10 protein-coding genes are annotated in these 20,629 nt (G+C 53.8%); all 10 read left to right on the plus strand.

Annotation, left to right across the window (positions count from 1 at the left end):
- Nucleotides 1–37 precede the first annotated feature (37 nt).
- Complete coding sequence (gene rpoB / locus CCY01nite_RS13130) at nt 38–3,847, plus strand: DNA-directed RNA polymerase subunit beta (protein WP_146862170.1); 3,810 nt, start codon at nt 38–40, stop codon at nt 3,845–3,847.
- Nucleotides 3,848–3,958: 111 nt separating this feature from the next.
- Nucleotides 3,959–8,254, plus strand: a complete 4,296-nt coding sequence (rpoC, locus tag CCY01nite_RS13135) for a DNA-directed RNA polymerase subunit beta' (RefSeq protein WP_146862173.1) — start codon at nt 3,959–3,961, stop codon at nt 8,252–8,254.
- A 357-nt stretch (nt 8,255–8,611) separates the two neighbouring features.
- The gene (locus tag CCY01nite_RS13140; RefSeq protein WP_186831036.1) at nt 8,612–9,601 is read left to right on the plus strand and encodes a glycerophosphodiester phosphodiesterase; all 990 of its coding nucleotides are present in this window, start codon (nt 8,612–8,614) and stop codon (nt 9,599–9,601) included.
- A gap of 297 nt (nt 9,602–9,898) precedes the next feature.
- Entirely contained in the window at nt 9,899–10,501 is a 603-nt protein-coding gene (locus tag CCY01nite_RS13145) for an OmpH/Skp family outer membrane protein (protein ID WP_146862179.1), read from the plus strand.
- A 73-nt stretch (nt 10,502–10,574) separates the two neighbouring features.
- Nucleotides 10,575–11,999, plus strand: a complete 1,425-nt coding sequence (locus CCY01nite_RS13150) for an APC family permease (protein WP_146862182.1) — start codon at nt 10,575–10,577, stop codon at nt 11,997–11,999.
- Nucleotides 12,000–12,159: 160 nt separating this feature from the next.
- Nucleotides 12,160–12,726 (plus strand): RNA polymerase sigma factor, encoded by a 567-nt coding sequence (locus tag CCY01nite_RS13155; protein WP_146862185.1) that lies wholly within the window; start codon nt 12,160–12,162, stop codon nt 12,724–12,726.
- A gap of 67 nt (nt 12,727–12,793) precedes the next feature.
- A complete protein-coding gene (locus CCY01nite_RS13160) occupies nt 12,794–13,996 on the plus strand; it encodes a FecR domain-containing protein (RefSeq protein WP_146862188.1) in 1,203 nt (400 codons plus the stop codon).
- 199 nt (nt 13,997–14,195) lie between these two features.
- Complete coding sequence (locus CCY01nite_RS13165; RefSeq protein WP_186831037.1) at nt 14,196–17,516, plus strand: SusC/RagA family TonB-linked outer membrane protein; 3,321 nt, start codon at nt 14,196–14,198, stop codon at nt 17,514–17,516.
- 10 nt (nt 17,517–17,526) lie between these two features.
- Entirely contained in the window at nt 17,527–19,368 is a 1,842-nt protein-coding gene (locus CCY01nite_RS13170; RefSeq protein ID WP_146862194.1) for a RagB/SusD family nutrient uptake outer membrane protein, read from the plus strand.
- Nucleotides 19,369–19,441: 73 nt separating this feature from the next.
- Nucleotides 19,442–20,629, plus strand: a complete 1,188-nt coding sequence (locus CCY01nite_RS13175; RefSeq protein ID WP_146862198.1) for a BT_3987 domain-containing protein — start codon at nt 19,442–19,444, stop codon at nt 20,627–20,629.

Consider the following 20,629-nt stretch of genomic DNA (forward strand, 5'->3'; position numbering starts at 1 on the left):
CTATTCTTACAAGTCATATTAACTGCTAACTTCGAATATGTCTCTAAAAAAAGCCCAAACTAACGAAAGAGTAAATTTTGGAAAGATCAAACAAGTTGCTGAGACACCGGATCTGTTGGCTATCCAAATCCAATCTTTCAAGGATTTCTTCCAATTAGAAACCACACCAGACAAGCGAAACAACGAAGGCCTTTTTAAAGTATTCAAGGAAAACTTCCCGATTACGGATACCCGTAACATCTTTAATCTGGAGTTCCTGGATTATTTTGTGGACCCTCCGCGTTATACCATCGAAGAGTGTATTGAGCGGGGGCTTACGTACTCCGTGCCGCTCAAGGCTAAACTCCGCCTGAGCTGTAACGACGAGGAGCACGTAGATTTCCAGACCATTGTACAGGACGTGTTCCTCGGGAACATTCCTTATATGACCCCCAGAGGTACCTTCGTTATCAACGGCGCTGAACGTGTAGTTGTTTCACAGCTCCACCGTTCGCCAGGTGTGTTCTTTGGTCAATCCATCCATCCTAACGGTACCAAGATCTACTCCGCGAGGGTGATCCCCTTCAAAGGCGCCTGGATGGAGTTTGCGACAGACATCAACAACGTCATGTACGCTTACATCGACCGTAAGAAGAAGTTCCCGGTTACCACCCTGTTGCGTGCCATCGGCTATGAAACAGACAAGGACATCCTGGAACTGTTTGGCATGGCTGACGAAGTGAAAGCAGACAAGAAGAGCCTGGAAAAATACGCCGGCAAAAAGCTGGCCGCCCGCGTTTTACGCAGCTGGGTGGAAGATTTCGTGGATGAGGACACCGGCGAGGTGGTGAGCATCGAACGTAACGAGATCGTTCTGGAACGCGACAGCATCCTGGACGAAGCGAACATCGAGCTGATCACGGACATGGGCGTGAAATCCGTATTTGTGCAGAAGGAAGAGGTGAGCGGCGACTTCGCCATCATCTACAACACCCTCAACAAAGATACCTCCAACTCCGAGCTGGAAGCCGTTCAGCACATCTACCGCCAGCTGCGCGGTGCTGATGCGCCGGACGATGAAACAGCCAGGGGCATCATCGATAAACTCTTCTTCTCCGACAAACGTTACGACCTCGGGGACGTAGGCCGCTACAAGATCAACCGTAAGCTCGGTCTGCCTACGCCGCTGGACATGAAGGTGCTGACCAAGGCGGACATTATCTCGATCATCAAATACCTGGTGCAGCTCACCAACGGTAAAGCCGAGATCGATGATATCGACCACCTGTCAAACCGCCGTGTACGTACCGTGGGAGAACAGCTGTACGCCCAGTTCGGCGTAGGGCTCGCACGTATGGCCCGTACCATCCGTGAAAGAATGAACGTAAGGGACAACGAGGTGTTCACACCGGTAGACCTGATCAACGCGAGGACGCTGTCTTCCGTGATCAACTCCTTCTTTGGAACCTCCCAGCTGTCACAGTTCCTCGACCAGACCAACCCGCTCTCCGAGATCACGCACAAACGCAGGATCTCCGCACTCGGCCCCGGTGGCCTGAGCCGCGAGCGCGCAGGCTTTGAGGTGCGTGACGTGCACTATTCCCACTACGGCCGCCTCTGTACGATCGAAACCCCGGAAGGGCCGAACATCGGTCTGATCTCCACCCTGTGCGTACACGCCATGGTGAACGAAATGGGCTTCATTGAAACACCTTACCGCAAAGTAAAAGACGGTAAAGTGGACATGAACAAGATCGAATACCTGAGCGCCGAAGAAGAAGATTCTGTAAAGATCGCACAGGCAAACGCCCCCCTCGACGAAAAGGGACAGTTTGTGAACGATAAGGTGAAATCCCGCGAAACCGGCGATTTCCCCATCCTGGAACCGGGAGAAGTGGAATATATGGACGTGGCCCCGAACCAGATCGTGGGTCTGAGCGCCTCCCTGATCCCCTTCCTGGAACATGACGACGCCAACCGTGCATTGATGGGATCAAACATGCAGCGCCAGGCTGTGCCCCTGATCTCACCGCAGGTGCCCATCGTAGGTACCGGCCTGGAAGGCAAGGCAGCACGCGACTCCCGCCTGCAGATCACCGCCAACGGCAAAGGCGTGGTGGAGTTTGTAGATGCAAACGAGATCCACGTCCGCTACGAGCGCGATGAAATGCAGAAGCTGGTAAGCTTTGAAGATGATCTCGTGATCTATCAGCTGACCAAATTCGTTAAAACCAACCAGAGCACCTGTATCAACCTCCGCCCGGCCGTGAAAAAAGGTCAGCGTGTGGTGGACGGGGACTTCCTCACCGAAGGTTACGCCACCCGCGCCGGGGAACTGGCACTGGGCCGCAACCTGAAAGTAGCGTTCATGCCCTGGAAAGGTTACAACTTTGAGGATGCGATCGTGATTTCCGAGCGTGTAGCCCGTGAAGACTGGTTCACCTCCATTCACATCGACGAATATGAACTCGAAGTGCGCGACACCAAGCTGGGTGAAGAAGAACTGACGCCGGACATCCCCAACGTGAGCGAAGAAGCCACGAAGGACCTGGATCAGAACGGTATCATCCGCGTAGGCGCACATATCAAGGAAGGCGATATCCTGATCGGCAAGATCACCCCACGCGGTGAATCCGATCCTTCACCCGAAGAAAAACTGCTCCGCGCGATCTTCGGTGATAAAGCCTCCGACGCGAAAGACGCTTCCCTGAAGGCGCCCCCGTCTACCGAAGGCGTGGTGATCGACAAGAAGCTGTTCTCCCGTGCGAAGAAAGACAAGAACTCCAAGACCCGCGAAAAAGCGGCCCTGGAGAAACTGGAAAAAATACACCAGAAGAACGAGGAAGACCTGATGGAAGTGCTGATGAGCAAGCTGCAGGTGCTGCTGAAAGAGAAAACCTCTTCAGGCATCACCAACACCTACGGTGAAGTGTTGATCTCAAAAGGCTCCAAGTTCTCCGCCAAAAACCTGGCGAACATCGACTTCCAGAACGTAAATCCGTTAGGCTGGACCACCGATCAGGACACGAACGACCAGATCAACACCCTGCTCCACAACTACAACATCAAGTACAACGAGGAGCTGGGCCGCTACAAACGCGAGAAGTTCAACATCTCCATCGGGGACGAACTGCCCGCCGGCGTGCTGAAACTGGCGAAAGTATACCTCGCCAGCAAACGTAAGCTGAAAGTAGGGGACAAGATGGCGGGCCGCCACGGTAACAAGGGTATCGTAGCCAAGATCGTGCGTGACGAAGACATGCCGTTCCTGGAAGACGGTACACCGGTAGACATCGTACTGAACCCGCTGGGCGTACCTTCCCGTATGAACCTCGGTCAGATCTACGAAACCGTACTCGGATGGGCCGGTCAGAAACTGGGTGTAAGATTTGCAACGCCGATCTTCGATGGTGCCAGCACCGAAGAGATCGCAGACTATATCACTGAAGCGAAACTCCCGAGCTTCGGCCACACTTACCTGAGCGATGGTGAAACCGGGGAACGCTTCCACCAGAAAGCAACCGTAGGTATCATCTACATGCTCAAGCTCAGCCACATGGTGGACGACAAGATGCACGCCCGTTCAATCGGACCGTACTCCCTCATTACGCAGCAGCCCCTGGGTGGTAAAGCCCAGTTCGGTGGTCAGCGTTTTGGTGAGATGGAAGTATGGGCGCTCGAAGCATACGGCGCATCCAACATCCTGCAGGAGCTGCTGACGATCAAGTCCGACGACATCGTTGGCCGTGCAAAAGCATATGAATCCATCGTGAAAGGAGACAACATCCCGAAAGCCGGTGTGCCTGAATCCTTCAACGTATTGATCCATGAGCTGCGCGGTCTCGGTCTGGACCTGAAGTTCGACTAACATAATTATAGCAGTGCCCCCCGCGGGCACTGCTCTTCATAATTGTGTCGCGCAGCAGGAACGTGGAGAGTAGAAAATTTTAGTGTGAATGTTTTCTTTAAAAAACATACAATGGCCATCAAAAAAGAAAATCGTCCTAAATCAAATTTTAGCAGCATCACCATCAGTCTCGCTTCACCGGACACCATCCTGGAGCGCTCTTATGGCGAAGTGCTGAAACCCGAAACCATCAACTACCGTACTTACAAACCGGAACGTGATGGTTTGTTCTGCGAAAGGATATTCGGTCCCGTGAAGGACTACGAATGCTATTGCGGAAAATACAAGCGTATCCGTTATAAAGGCATTGTGTGCGACCGCTGTGGGGTAGAAGTAACAGAGAAGAAAGTGCGTCGCGAAAGAATGGGCCATATTCGTTTAGTTGTGCCCGTTGTACATATCTGGTATTTCAAATCATTACCCAATAAGATCGGCTACCTGCTCGGCATGTCGTCCAAAAAACTGGAAACCATCGTGTATTATGAAAGATACGTGATCATCCAGAGCGGCGTGAAACAGGAAAAAGGGCTGAACTACGGCGACCTGCTGACGGAAGAAGAGTACCTGGACATCCTGGACACCCTTCCGAAAGACAACCAGCTGCTGCCGGACGAAGACCCGAACAAGTTCATCGCCAAAATGGGCGCTGAAGCAGTAGAGATGATGCTCGCACGCATCGACCTCGACGGCCTCTCTTACCAGCTCCGTAACCAGGCTGCCACCGAAACTTCCCAGCAACGTAAAGCCGAGGCGCTGAAACGCCTCAGCGTAGTGGAAGCTTTCCGCGAAGCCAACGGCCGTGTTGACAACCGTCCCGAGTGGATGGTGATGCAATACATCCCCGTGGTGCCGCCGGAACTGCGCCCGCTCGTTCCCCTGGACGGCGGCCGTTTCGCGTCTTCCGACCTGAACGACCTGTACCGCCGCGTGATCATCCGTAACAACCGTCTCAAACGCCTGATCGAGATCAAGGCGCCCGAGGTGATCTTGCGGAATGAAAAACGTATGCTGCAGGAAGCCGTGGATTCCCTGTTCGACAACTCCAGGAAATCCAACGCCGTGAAAGCAGAAGGCGGCCGCGCCCTGAAGTCCCTCTCCGATGTGCTGAAAGGCAAACAAGGCCGTTTCCGTCAGAACCTGCTCGGTAAACGTGTGGACTACTCCGGCCGTTCCGTGATCGTGGTAGGCCCCGAACTGAAACTGCATGAATGCGGTCTTCCGAAAGACATGGCGGCAGAGCTGTTCAAGCCGTTCATCATCCGCAAGCTCATCGAAAGAGGTATCGTAAAAACAGTAAAATCAGCGAAGAAGCTCGTAGATAGAAAAGAAGCAGTGGTGTGGGACATCCTGGAGAACGTACTGAAAGGTCACCCCGTGATGCTCAACCGTGCTCCGACCCTCCACCGTTTGTCCATCCAGGCTTTCCAGCCCAAACTCGTGGAAGGTAAGGCGATCCAGCTGCACCCGCTCGTGTGTTCTGCGTTCAACGCGGACTTTGACGGTGACCAGATGGCGGTACACGTGCCTTTGAGCAACGCCGCGATCCTGGAAGCACAGCTGCTGATGCTCTCTTCACACAACATCCTCAACCCGCAGAACGGTACGCCGATCACCCTGCCTTCACAGGACATGGTACTCGGTCTTTACTACATCTCCAAGGGTAAAAAATCTACCGACACCGAAATCGTGAAAGGCGAAGGCAAAGCCTTCTACTCCGCGGAAGAAGTGATCATAGCGCATAACGAAGGCCGTGTGGACCTGCACGCGCACATCCGCGTAAAAGCCGATGTACGTAAAGCGGACGGCACGCTCGAACGCAAGCTGATCGAAACAACGGTAGGCCGCGTGATCTTCAACCAGTTCGTTCCGAAAGAAGCAGGTTATGTAAATGCCCTGCTCACCAAGAAGTCACTGCGGGAGATCATCGGCGACATCATCGTCGCCACAGACATTCCGAAAACAGCGAAGTTCCTGGACGATATCAAGCAACTTGGTTTCCGTACAGCCTTCCGCGGCGGTCTGTCATTCAATATCAACGACCTGATCATCCCCGAAGCCAAACAGCTCATGATCGACGGAGCTTCCGGCGAGGTGGACGAAGTGTGGGATAACTACAACATGGGTCTGATCACCAACAACGAACGCTACAACCAGATCATCGACATCTGGAGCCGTGTGGACACCAAAGTAACGGAAACACTGATCCGTGAGCTGGCGACCGACAAACAGGGCTTCAACTCCGTGTACATGATGCTGGACTCCGGCGCGCGTGGTTCCAAACAGCAGATCAAACAGCTGGCCGGTCTGAGAGGTTTGATGGCGAAACCGCGTAAGAGCGGTTCCACCGGTTCCGAGATCATCGAGAACCCCATCCTCTCCAACTTCAAGGATGGCCTGAACGTACTGGAATACTTCATCTCTACGCACGGTGCGCGTAAAGGTCTTGCGGATACGGCCCTGAAAACGGCCGACGCCGGTTACCTGACCCGCCGTCTTGTAGACGTGGCGCAGGACGTGGTGATCACAGAAGAAGATTGCGGCACCCTGCGCGGCATCGCTACTTCAGCGCTGAAAGACAACGAGGAAATAGTAGAACCGCTGTTCGACCGTATCCTCGGACGTACTTCCCTGCACGACGTGTTCGACCCGATCTCTGAAGAGCTGATCGTGGCGGCAGGCGAGCAGATCACGGACGACATCGCAAAACGCATCGACGAAAGCACCATAGAAACCGTAGAGATCCGCTCCGTACTCACCTGCGAAAGCCGCAGGGGCGTGTGCGTGAAATGTTACGGCAAGAACCTGGCAACCGGTTATACCGCGCAAAGAGGTGATGCCGTAGGTATCATCGCCGCACAGTCCATCGGAGAGCCCGGTACACAGCTGACACTCCGTACCTTCCACGTAGGTGGTGTGGCCGGCTCCGCTTCCGTGGAGTCTACCCTCAACGCCAAGTTCGATGGTACCGTGCAGTTCGACGGTCTCCGTACCACTACCTTCGAAAACAACGAAGGCGAGAAAGTACAGGTGGTAATCGGCCGTACCGGTGAATTGAGGATCATGGACGTGAAGAACGACCGCCTGCTCATCACCAACAACGTACCTTACGGTTCTACCCTGAACGTAAAAGACGGTCAGAAAGTAACCAAAGGCGATGTGATCTGCACATGGGACCCCTTCAACGCCGTAATCGTATCAGAGATCACCGGTAAGATCCGTTTCGACAGCATCCTCGAAGGTATCACCTTCCGTGAGGAAGCGGACGAACAGACTGGCCACCGTGAAAAAGTGGTGATCGAAACGAAGGATAAGAACAAGATCCCTTCCGTACTCGTTGACGGAAATAAAGAAAGCAAATCTTACAACCTGCCGGTTGGCTCACATATCGTGATCGAAGAAGGCGAAGCCGTGAAAGCAGGCCAGGTGATCGTGAAGATCCCCCGCGTGATCGGCAAGCTGCGCGACATCACCGGTGGTCTGCCCCGTGTTACCGAGCTGTTTGAAGCCCGTAACCCGAGCAACCCCGCGATCGTATCCGAGATCGATGGTGTGGTAGCCTTCGGTAATATCAAACGCGGTAACCGCGAGATCATCATCGAAAGCCGCGAAAGCCAGATCAAGAAGTACCTCGTTCCGCTGACCCGCCACATCCTGGTACAGGACGGCGACTTCGTGAAAGCAGGTACCGCTTTGTCCGACGGTTCCATCACCCCCGCCGATATCCTCTCCATCAAAGGTCCGTTCGCCGTACAGGAATACCTGGTGAACGAGATCCAGGAAGTATACCGCCTCCAGGGTGTGAAGATCAACGACAAACACATCGAGGTGATCGTACGCCAGATGATGCGCAAGGTAACCATCGAGGACCCGGGAGATACCCGCTTCCTGGAAGGCGATACCACCGACAAGTTCGAATTCTTTGAAGAGAACGATAACATTTTCGATAAAAAAGTAGTGACCGAGGAAGGGGAATCCGCCAACCTGAAAGCTGGCCAGATCGTTACCCTCCGCCAGGTGCGCGAAGAAAACTCCCTGCTGCGCCGTGCAGACAAAAAGCTCGTGGAATACCGCGACGCCAACCCTGCAACGTCCAGCCCGCTGCTGCTCGGTATCACCAAAGCATCACTGGGTACGCACAGCTGGATCTCCGCCGCATCCTTCCAGGAAACCACCAAAGTACTGTCTTCTGCCGCCATCAACGGTAAAACAGATGACATGCTCGGTCTGAAAGAAAACGTGATCACGGGTCACCTGATCCCGGCCGGTACCGGTCTCCGCGAGTTCGAAAATATGATCGTAGGCTCCAAAGAAGAATACGATATCCTGGCATCTTCCAAAGAAGTATTCCAGTTCGACGAAGAGGAATAATTTGTATCAAACCAGTAATGATAGAGAAAGGGGAACGCTTCGGTGTTCCCTTTTACTTTTAGGCATACGTGGTTGTGCCCGCATGCCAGGGCGCTGCAATACCCGCCGCCACACCTGCCGCGCCCGCGCATGCGGGCAGGCCTCTTTTTTAATACTAATTTAATCCCCCGCCCACCCGATTTTAAAACTTTCGTTTTACCTTGTTTCGATTTTGAAATGTAACTAACTGTAAGTATTTTGTAAGCTTATAAAACTCGTTTGTAACATTTGATAAGCACTTTTTTCATCTCAATCCGAAAACATTATACCATGCGTCTACGTTATCGACTTACGAAAAGTCTGATTATGCTCCCTGCCATGTTTGCAGCTGTAGCTGCCTTTGGACAATCTCACCACCTTCACCTGGATAATTACACCATCCCCGTGGCAAAGAAAGGCGCCCTGGTCGGAAAATTACACGATCAGAAAGGCCCGCTCAGCAGACCGCAGATACTGGAAGACACCTCCAACCTCTTCACCCTCAACAAAAAAGGCGAACTGCGCCTTAAAAAGAAACAGGCCCTGCGCGCGGACGCACCCGCTTTTCAGTATACCATCACCGTGCAAACCGGTGACAGCAAGGAAAGCTTCACGCTGGTAAGGGACGATTTCCACCGTAACAAGGTAGTGGCCCACCGCGGCGCATTCAAGAACAATGCCGGCAGCGAAAACTCCCTCACCTCCCTCAAAGACGCCATCCGCATCGGTTGTGAAGGCTCTGAATTTGACGTATGGCTGTCCAGCGACGGTGTGCCCGTGCTGTCCCACGATCCGCACATCGGCGGCAAAGTGGTGGAGGAAACCACACTGGCGGAACTGCAAAAAATAGAGCTGAAGAACGGCGACCGCGTGCCCACTTTCGAAGAATACATCCAGGAAGCCATGAAGCAGAACGGCACGCACATGGTGCTGGAACTCAAGCCCTCCAAAAAAGGCCGGGCCATTGAACTGACGCAGACCTGCTACAACCTGATCCGCAAGTACCAGTGCCAGGCCTGGATGCTGTACATCAGCTTCGATTATGACATCTGCAAGAAACTGGTGGAGCTGGACCCCTTCGCCAAAGTAGCCTACCTCAACGGCGAGAAATCACCCGCAGAGCTGAAGGCAGACAAGATATGGGGCCTCGATTACAGCATGAAGGCCATCGACAAGGACATCAGCATCCTGCAAACCGCAAAAAAGGCCGGCATCACCACCAATATCTGGACGGTGAACGACCCCGCGAAGATGGACGAATACCTGAAAGCAGGCGTGGACTACATCACCACCAACGAACCGGAGATCCTTTTACAGAAAGTAAAATAGATATGCATAGCGAAAAGAAGGGGCTGACCAAAGGAATGGTCAGCCCCTTCTTTATCCGGGTACCTGATGAACACTCATCATCGTTTAAGCGATTTCTCAATCCTTCGTTCTGCTTTCTGGCCTGCCCGCCACATTGCCCCGGCAACAGCTTCCACCAGGGTGGATTTTCATCCCAAATCCTTGTCCACACTTTCTTTCCATATTTTCATTTTAACGTTTTTTTTCTTGCCAAAAACCTTATTTTAGCCGCCACAAGCATTTTATAACATTCAAGGGTTTAAAAAACTACCGATCAACATGCACACTCGTCAACTTTTTGTGAAAAATGGTCTTTTACTGGCGGCGGTAGCCGGCATATTCACGGCCTGTCAGCAAGGCAATAAAACCACCGCTGATACCGGCGGCAAAAAAGCAACTGAACAATCCACCGATGCCATTGGTCAAAAGCTGGCTTATGTAGACATAGACACCCTGGAAGCGCATTACGATTATTTCAAAGAGAAGAAAGCCGAACTGGAAAAGAAAAAGGAAGGCGCGCAGAACGACCTGAGCGGAAGGGAAAGGCAGTTGCAGAACGAATACAATGCACTGGCGCAGAAAGCCCCGACCATGACGCAAACCGAAGGCCAGGCCGCGGAAGCCAGCTTGCAGAAAAAAGCGCAGCAGCACGAGGTATACCGCCAGAATCTCTTCGCACAGCTGCAGACACAGGAAGCGCAATTCAATGAAGACCTGCAGAAACGCCTGGACGAATGCATCCGGAAATTCAATGCGGACAAACGTTATTCCTTCATTTTTTCCTATCGCAACGGCGCCAGTAATATCCTTTACAAAGACGAGGCGTACGATGTGACGCATGAAGTCATCAAGGAACTGAATGCCGCCAGCGCGAAAAAATAACTAAATTGAGTCCCGGTACACCACTACCGGGATTTTTTTTACGATTATATCAACCTCCATTATATCAACCTCCATGTCAATCAACCAGGAAAATGCATTCAAACCCAGTCTGAGCCTGGTGGATGCCACGATGATCGTTGCCGGTTCCATGATAGGTTCCGGTATTTTTATTGTATCCGCGGAAGTGGCGCAGATGATGGGCTCGGCCGGATGGATGATGGCCATGTGGCTTTTAGCGGGCGTAGTAACGCTGATTGCCGCGCTCAGCTACGGTGAGCTGTCCGGTATGTACCCCAAAGCCGGCGGCCAGTACGTTTATCTCCGTGAAGCATACAACCCTTTTGTAGCATTTCTTTTCGGATGGACGCAGTTCGGCGTGATACAGACCGGCACCATCGCCGCGGTAGCCATGGCATTCGCGAAATATATCGGGTACTTTGAGCCCGCGCTGAGCGAAAGCAGCTATGTATTCGGCATCGGCAGCTTTCATGTATCCGTGGCGCAGCTCATCGCCATCGCGTCTGTTGTGCTGCTGACCTGGATCAACACAAGAGGCGTGCAGAACGGGAAGATCATCCAGACCGTGTTCACCTTCACCAAAATATTTTCGTTGTTCGCGCTGATCATATTCGGTTTTCTCATCGGCGCGAAGCAGGAGATATGGGACGCCAACTGGCAGAACGCCTGGAGCGCCGTGCAGATAGGCACCGGTGGCGGGAAGGAGCTTTCCGTGCCGGTGGTGCTGAGCGGGCTCGCCCTTTTCGGAGCGATGGCCGTTTCCATGAAAGGCACCCTGTTTTCCAGCGATGCCTGGAACAACGTCACCTTCATTGCCGGCGAGATACGCAACCCACAGAAGAACATCGGCCGCGCGTTGTTCCTCGGCACCTTTATCGTTACCGTTATCTACCTCGCTGCTAACTTTATGTACCTCGCCGTTGTACCCTTCCACGAGATCGCCTTCGCGAAAGACGGCAGGGTAGGCATGGCCGCGGCGGAGCGCATCTTCGGCACCGGCATCGGCGCCATGTCCATCGCCGGGATGATCATTATCTCCACCTTCGGATGTAACAACGGCCTGATACTTTCCGGCGCGCGTATTTATTATACCATGGCGCAGGACGGGCTGTTCTTTAAAAAAGTCGGTAATCTGAACCGTTTCAGCGTGCCCGCTAACGGCTTGTGGATACAGTGCGTGTGGGCGTCACTGTTATGCCTCTCCGGCAGCTACGGAGAGCTGCTCGCAATGGTGATCTTTGGCGTACTGATATTCTACATCCTCACCATCCTCGGCATTTTCATCCTCCGCAAAAAGCAGCCGGACGTTCCCCGCAGCTACAAAGCCTTTGGCTACCCGGTACTGCCCGCCATTTATATCCTGGTGGCGTTTGCGCTGGCCGTGCTGCTGCTGATCTATGAACCGGATTACGCCATACCCGGCCTCGGGATCATTTTGCTGGGTATTCCCTTGTATTTTATCGCATTACGCAAAAAATAATCCGCCGGTTACACGGCATCAGTGCGAGAGGAATGCAGCCGCTGCATTCCTCTCTTCATTTTGTTAACAATTACCTAAAGCGCCTTAAACTGCCGGATATTTGATAGTTAACTATTTTTGGCTAATTTAACGACGATCCTACCTATTACTATACGAAAACATGAGCGGGACAGTAAAAATAGAGGAAGCAGAATGGATACTCCGTTTCAGGACGGGAGACGCCGATGCATTCGAATGGCTTTACAACAGGTACGCAAAAGAGATGATGGATTTTGCCGCGGGCAAGCTGGTGTCGCTGGAAGAAGCCAGGGACATTATCCATGATCTGCTGGTGGAACTGTGGAGCAAACGCGCGCAGGTGCAGGTAGACCAGTCCCTCCGCGCCTACCTGATGCAGGCCGTGCGCTTCCGCGTGATCGATCACCTCCGCCGTAATATGCTCCATGATAGCTATAAGTCGGCATACAATACATCGGATAATGATGTAGATAACAGCACCAGCCAGGTGATCGCTTATAAAGACCTGGACAATGCCGTTACCGCGGAGCTGGACCGCATGCCGCCCCGCGCCCGTGAGATCTACCGGCTCAGCCGCCAGCAGCATATGAGCATCAACGAAATTGCCAGCACCCTTAATATATCTTCCCAAACCGTAAAGAACCAGCTCACCACCGTATTGAAACAGCTGCGATTCTCCCTGAAAAAGATGCTGTTCTTTCTTTTCTGAATTTTTTTTCCGCGTTTATAGTACCACCGTATTTTTTCATTCGACAATATAGATGTAAAGTCCGCCAATGGAGCAAGAGCAAATCAGCAGGCTGCTGGATAAATACCTCGCCGGGAACTGTACGCCTGAAGAAGAACAGGCGGTGCATAACTGGCTGGAGAGCAGGCCGCAACAGGACCAAAGATGGAAGGAAATGTCCGGCGCAGCGCAACAGGCATACCTGGCGGAGCTGTTCCGTGACGTGCGCCGCACGATAGGGGAGGATGGAAACGTTCATGCTCAGCGGTTTGCCGCCGGAAGTGAACAGCCGAAGGCAGGCACCGGTCAAGCACTGGCCACGGGCACACATAATGAACGGCCGCAAACTGGCTCCGGTCAGGCACACGTTGCAGCCGGAAATGAGCAGCCGGACGCCACCATCATCCGCTTACCGTCCCGCCGCCGCTCGCTCCGCCTCACCCTGCGCATTGCCGCCGCCGTTATCGTGCTGATGGGCGGTACCCTCCTGTACCTGTTCAGGAACAGCCTGCTGCCGGCGCAGATGCATACCATCGCCACGGCGCACAGGGAAACAAAACGTGTTATCCTGCCGGACAGCTCCGTAGTGGTGCTGAACAGCAACAGCAAGCTCAGCTACGCAGATAACTGGAAAGAAAGAAAAGTGACGCTGGAAGGAGAAGCCTATTTTGAAGTGCAGGCCAGCCCGGAACATCCTTTCGTGATCAGGAGCGGAGAAGTGCAGACGCGCGTACTGGGCACGAGCTTCAACATCAGCGCTTACCCGCAGGATAAACGTATAAGCGTAGGCGTTATGACCGGAAAAGTAGAGCTGAGCAAGATCAGCGCGGATGGCAGGATACTGGTGAACCCCGGTGAAATGGCGGTGTATGACAGGGAAAAAGATCATATCAGCCACGCCGGAACGGAAGAAAAGGTAATGGTGGAATCGAAGGAGATCGCCGTGTTTGACAAGCGGAAAAATCATATCGTTCATTCCGTGGAGAAAGACACTGCTTACAACGCCTGGATGGAAGGGAAACTTAATTTTTACAGAACACCGCTCAGCGACGTAGCCGCCGCTCTCGAGCGCGTGTTCCCGATCAATATCACGATAAGCAACAATTACGAGAACGAATGCGAAATTAATGGCCGGTTCCACGTCAACCAATCGCCGGCTGAAATTCTAACTATCATCTGTAAATCAATTAACGCAGAATGTACGATCGAAGGAAACGAGGCAGTCATCAAAAATGACCATCCCTGTTACTGAGGATTTCCATAACAGTTTAACATACCGGATAACGTAACAAACAGACATACCTGTATGCCTGAAAGGGCATGCCGTTGCCATAAAAGAAAAGCCCCCCGTGCGAGCGCCAACCTGCACATGGGGGCCATGTTTAATGTTCCTAAAAACACTCAAATGTATGGATTTTTACCGGTTCTCTAAACACTCAATCCTTGTCATCATGAGAGGATCAGCCATTGGATTTGCGTTTGTGCTGCTGTCGCTGCAACTGGCATTTGCCCGCAGCGCGGAAGGGCAAACCGTATTTGACCGGAAGGTCAGCCTGCAAGTCAGGAACGAAACGCTGGAAACAACATTGCAGATGCTCGGCAAATGGGTGAATGTGGATTTTGTTTACAGCACACATTCCGCGTTATCAGACAATGTAAGCCTGTCTGTCAAGAACAAGAAACTCGGCGAAGTACTGAAAGAGCTGCTGGAGCCCGCGAAACTCAGGTGGGAGCTGGTGGGGCAGACCATCGTGATCCGCAACTTCTCCACAGCCGCGCCGGCATTGCCGCCCGCTGCCGCCGCCCGCTTTGAACTGGTGATCAAAGGATTTGTAAAGGATGGAATGGGCAACAGCCTGCCCGGCGTTTCCGTGCGGGTGAAAGGCAAGAACACCGGCACCATCACGGACGATAAAGGCATGTACACCATTTCCGCCGAACCAAAGGATTCGCTGGATTTTTCCTATATCGGGTATAAGCACCAGGTGATCGCGGTGCGTAACCGCGAAGAGATCAACGTGGTGATGGAAGCGCTGGAAGGCGGTTTGAATGAAGTAGTGGTGATCGGTTTCGGGCAGCAGAAGAAGATCAGCCTGGTTGGGGCGCAGTCTTCCGTAAAGCCCGCCGAGCTGCAGCTGCCCACCGCCAACCTGAGCACCGTTATCGGCGGCCGGCTCGCCGGCGTGATCTCCGTGCAGCGCAACGGAGAGATCGGCGCGGGGGCGGACATCTGGATCAGGGGCGTGTCTACCTTCCAGAGCGCGCTCAGCAAACCACTGGTGCTGGTAGACGGTGTTCCCCGCAATATGAACAGCGTAGACCCTGAAGATGTGGCGAGCTTTTCCATCCTGAAAGACGCTTCCGCCACCGCAGTATACGGTGTGCGCGGCGCCAACGGCGTAGTGCTGATCACCACCAAGACCGGCCGCCTCGGCAAGCCGCAGGTACGCCTGCGGTACAACGAAGGCATCACCAGCCTCACCCGCATCCCCGATTTTGCGGACGGCGTAGCGTATATGAAAGCTTCCAACGAAGCGCTCACCACCCGCGGCGGCACGCCCATCTATTCCGATGAAGTGATAGAGGCCACCCGCACGCAATCCGACCCGGAACTGTATCCGGACGTAGACTGGTTCAAGGAACTATTCGATAAATACGGCCGCACCCGCCGCGTGAACATGAACATCAACGGCGGCAGTGAAAAGGCCACTTATTATGTAGGTGCTGCTTATTTTGATGAAGTGGGCATGTATAAAACAGATGCCCTCACCACGTACAATTCAGAGATCGCTTTCAAGCGGTACAATCTGACCTCCAACCTCACCCTGCAACCCACGCGGACGACCAATCTGAAGCTGGGGGTGCAGGGCTGGCTGGAGAACGTGAACTATCCCGGCGCCAATGCCAAGGATATTTTTGAAAAAGCCTTCTTCCTGTCGCCCATCACCTATCCTGTGATGTATAAAGACGGCAAAATCCCGGACATTCCCGCCGGCACCAACACGCTGAGCAATCCCTGGGCCATGCTCACGCAAACCGGCTATGCCAACCAGTGGCGCAGCCAGTTGTATTCCAACCTGCAGCTGCGGCAGGACCTGGACTTCATCACCAAGGGGCTGTCCATCAACGCAATGTTCTCCTTCGATGCGTACAACTACCTCAGCCAGCGCCGTACAAAGAAACCAAGCACCTGGCGCGCTACCGGCCGCGATGCCGATGGTAACCTGATGTACCAGGAAGTAGTGCGCGGCGATGATTATCTCGGCTACGGCACCAACAAGATCGGCGACCGCTCGATCTATAACGAAGCGTCCATCAACTACCTGAACGAGTTTGGCAAACATACCGTTGGCGCCATGGTGATCTATAATCAAAGCGACAAGATAGACACACAAACAGACGACCTGCTGATATCGCTGCCGCAGCGTTTCAGGGGCGTGAGCGGCCGCGCGACGTATGGTTATGCCGATAAATATTTCCTGGAGGCCAACTTCGGCTACAACGGCTCCGAGAACTTTGCGCCGGATAACCGGTACGGCTTCTTCCCCTCCGTGGGCGGCGGCTGGCTGTTGTCTGAAGAAAAGTTCTTCCAGCCCATCAAACACATCATCCAGATGGCGAAGCTGCGCGTTTCGCACGGCATCGTGGGCAGCAGTACGATCGATGGACGCCGTTTTGCTTACATCGCTACCGTGGAATCCCCTGCCGGCTATACGTTCGGCAAGAACATGAACAATGTTTACGGCGGCAAGGACATCGGTGAATACGCCGCAGACGTAACCTGGGAAACAGCCGCCAAAAGCAATATCGGCATCGACCTGCAAATCATGAAAGGGCTGAGCATCCAGGCGGACGTGTTCAAGGAAAGGAGGGAAGGCATATTTCTGCGCAAGGAATCTGTGCCCGCGTATGTCGGCCTGCGCAAAGCGCCTTTCGGCAACGTGGGGATCGTAGAGAATAAGGGGATCGACGGATCTGTTACCTGGAGCGGCAAGGTGGGCAAGGACTTCCGCTTCCAGCTGCTCGGCAACTTTACCTTCAACCGCAACAAGGTCATTGAAAACGATGAGCCGCCGCGCGCGTATCCCTGGCTCGAAGAAAGAGGATATAAAGTGCGGCAGGCGTTCGGGTACGTAGCGCTCGGGCTTTTTGAAAGCGATCACGAAGTGGCGAACAGCCCGAAGCAGACCGGCGATACCCGTGCGGGTGACATCAAATATAAGGATATGAATGGTGATGGAAAGATCGATGCGATGGATAAAGCAGCGATCGGCTATGGCGCCATTCCGGAGATCGTATACGGCGTAGGCTTCACGTTCTCTTATAAGTCATTCACCTTGTCCGGTCTCTTCCAGGGCATCGGGAATGTGGACATCTACCTGAGCGGCGAAGGCATGATCCCCTTCCAGCAAGGCTTGACAAGGGGGAACCTTTACAGTAACATCGACGACCGCTGGTCACTCGAAAATCCCAATCCCGATGCGTTCTACCCAAGGCTCACACCCGGAACGATCAACGATAACTATGCCCAGAGCACGTTCTGGCTGCGCAACGGCCGCTACATGCGCCTGAAGAACGCACAGCTGGCCTACTCCATGCCTAAATCACTGGTGAGCAGGGCAAAGATCAAAAACGCCACCATATTCGTGGAAGGCATGAACCTCTTCACCATATCGCCCTTCAAATTGTGGGACGTGGAGCTGGGAGACGGCAGCGGCGCAGCATTCCCGATGATCAAAACATACAGCGCCGGTATTGATTTTACTTTCTAAAACATTGCATATGAACAGAACAGGCGTTATCCTTTTTCTGCTGACGATATTATCCTTTACAGCATGCCAGAAAGGCTTCCTGGACCAGGTGCCGGACGACCGGCTGACGATGGACCAGGTATTTTCCCGGAGAGATCTTACCGAACAATATCTTGCCAACATCTACAACGTGGTCATGAAAGACCCCGCCGGCGTTACCGCGGGCATTCCCTGGATCGGCGCATCGGACGAAGGAGATGTTTCCTACGACCGGCCGGGCTACAATTCCTACAAGATGAACCTCGGCAACTGGAATGCATCTTCCGATTACTATAACTTCTGGACGGCCTACTACCAGGGCATCCGCTCGGCTACCTATTTCATGGAGCATGTGGGGGAGAACCAGCAGATACTCATGGAAGCCAATGGCGCGGAACTGGTGAAGCAATACACTGGTGAAGCGCGTTTCCTGCGTGCCTACGCTTATTTCCTGCTGATGGAGCAATACGGTCCCGTTGTGATCGCCGGCGACGAGCTGATACCCGGTGACGTACCGGGCAGCGATCCCCGCATGAACCTGCCGCGCAGCTCTTTCGACGAATGTGTGAATTACGTGGTGGCGGAGCTGGACCAGGCGGCCACCGAGCTGCCGGACCACTTTACAACACAGGCGGAGCTGGACTACGGCCGCGCTACGAAAGTGGCCGCCATGGCCGTGAAAGCAAGGCTGTTGCTGTATGCCGCCAGTCCGCTGTTCAACGGCAACAAAGATTACGCGAGCCTGCAGAACCCTGACGGCAAACAGCTCATCAGCCAGACCGCGGACCCGAACAAATGGCGCCGCGCGGCGGACGCATCCAAAGCGCTCATCACCGAAGGGCTGTTCTCCCTGTATAAAAAATACAGCGGCGGAAACATCGACCCGCTCGCTTCCTGCCGCGATCTGTTCCTCGATACCTGGAACACCGAGTGGATCTTCGCGCGCGCAAAAAGTTCCATCTCCGCATGGGAAAGAACGGCCACGCCCCGCGGCATCGCCGCCGGGTATTCGGCTACCGGTCCCACGCAGCAGCTGGTAGACCAGTTTGAAATGGAAAACGGGCAGCGCCCCATCACCGGGTATAATTCTGACGGTTCGCCCATTATCAATCCCGCATCCGGCTACACCGAAACCGGCTTTGCCACTTCCGCCGGAAAGTACCACCCGAACGGCGTTTCCAACATGTTCGTGAACAGGGAGCCGCGTTTTTATGTGGCCGTTTCCTATCCCGGTTCCTACTGGATCAATACCAGCGAAGGCAACAAGGTGATACAGACCTGGTTCTCCGGGGAATCCGGCAAGAAGGGCTCCTGGGACCATTCCCGCACCGGTTACATCAACCGCAAGAATGTTTCTCCGCTCACCAATCCCCGTCTCAGCAAATACGCCGAACGTGCGTACGTGGTGTTCCGCTATGGCGAAGTGCTGCTGAATTATGTGGAGGCATTGAATGAAATAGAACCCGGTCATTCCGATATTATGCTTTACCTCAACATGATCCGTGAAAGAGCCGGTGTGCCGCAATACGGGTCAGGCGTTTCCCCGCTGCCGGTGCCCACCGGCCAGGCCGCGGTGCGCGAGGCTATCCGCCATGAAAGGCAGATAGAGCTGGCGTTCGAATACCTGCGTTACTTCGATACCCGCCGTTGGAAGATCGCGGAGCAAACTGACAACGGCGCATTCTGGGGATTGAACGTAGACGCTGATCCGCCCGCCTTCTACCGCAGAACGGTGTTCGAAACGCGCGTATTCCGGAAGAACTATTATCTCTTCCCCATTCCGCAATCGGAACTGGATAAAGATCGTAACCTGGTACAGAATACCGGTTGGTGAGGATTGGGCGGTTTAAAAATGATGCAGATGAAACGCAAGTTCCATCTGGCTATTAAAAAATAAAATTAAGCAGATGAAACATTTGATCAGCACGCTCGCCATCATTCTTTTCCTGTGCGGCTGCAAATACGATAAAGACATTCCCGATCCGGAAAAATATGTAAAGATCTACATGCCGCAGGCGGTAGACATGCCCGCGAAAGTCAACCTGGTAATGGCGGACACGCCGCAGACAGTGATCTTCGGCGCCGCATACGGCGGTCCCAATTCCCCCGAAGGCGATATTGAAGTGAAGTTCAAGGTAGACAATGCGCTGGTAGCCGCCTTTAATCAGCAGCACGGCACCGCTTACGACCCGCTGCCCGCCGGCAGCTACGAACTGCTGCAAACCAGCGCCATCATCGGCAAGGGAAAACAGAACACCGCACCGCTGCAATTACAGCTGAAAACAGCCGGTGTGCTCGAATCCCTGAAGCAGTACCTCCTGCCCGTATCCATCGACCAGGTCAGCAACAACATCCCCGTCAATGAATCTTTACGCACCGCCTACTTCCTCGTAGAAGCGCAGCGCGATGGGGTAGACATCCGCGTGGTATCCTTCGGCAAGAAATCCAGCGTCATGGACGTGGACGCCGTAGTGGAAGTATTACGCCCCCTGAACGCAGACCTGATCGTGATCCGCGAGATCGACAAGAATACGAAGCGCAGCGGGTATGTGGACATGCCCGCCGCCATCGCTGAAAAGCTGGGCATGCACCAGTTCTTCGCCAAGGCCATCAACCACGACGGCGGTGAGTATGGAACGGCCGTGCTTTCCCGCTTCCCGATACTGGACAGCGCCAAATACATCCTCACCGTACCTTCCGGCGAGCCCGGTCCCCTGGCGGTGATCAAGGTCGCCGTGGCCGAAGGGCAGACGCTGACCTTCGCCGGCACGCACTTCAATGCCAACGCCACCCGCCGCGAAAACCAGCCCGACCAGCTGTTGAATTTCCTGAAAGATGTGGAAGGGCCGTTGATCGTAGGCGGCAACTTCAACGACCAACTGGCCGGCGATACTTACCTCAAGCTGAAAACAAGGTTTTCGCTGATCTGCACGGAAAGCTGCGCGTTCAACTATCCCGCCAGCAACCCGTCCGCCAACACCGACTATATCATCTATGCGCCCGCCGACCGGTTCCGCGTGGTAGAGAACAAAGTAGGCGCCGCTTCCACGAGCGACCACCTGCCCGTTATTTCGCAAATGCAGATCTATTATTGA

The sequence above is a fragment of the Chitinophaga cymbidii genome, from assembly GCF_007992715.1.
GTDB classification, from domain to species: Bacteria; Bacteroidota; Bacteroidia; order Chitinophagales; family Chitinophagaceae; genus Chitinophaga; species Chitinophaga cymbidii.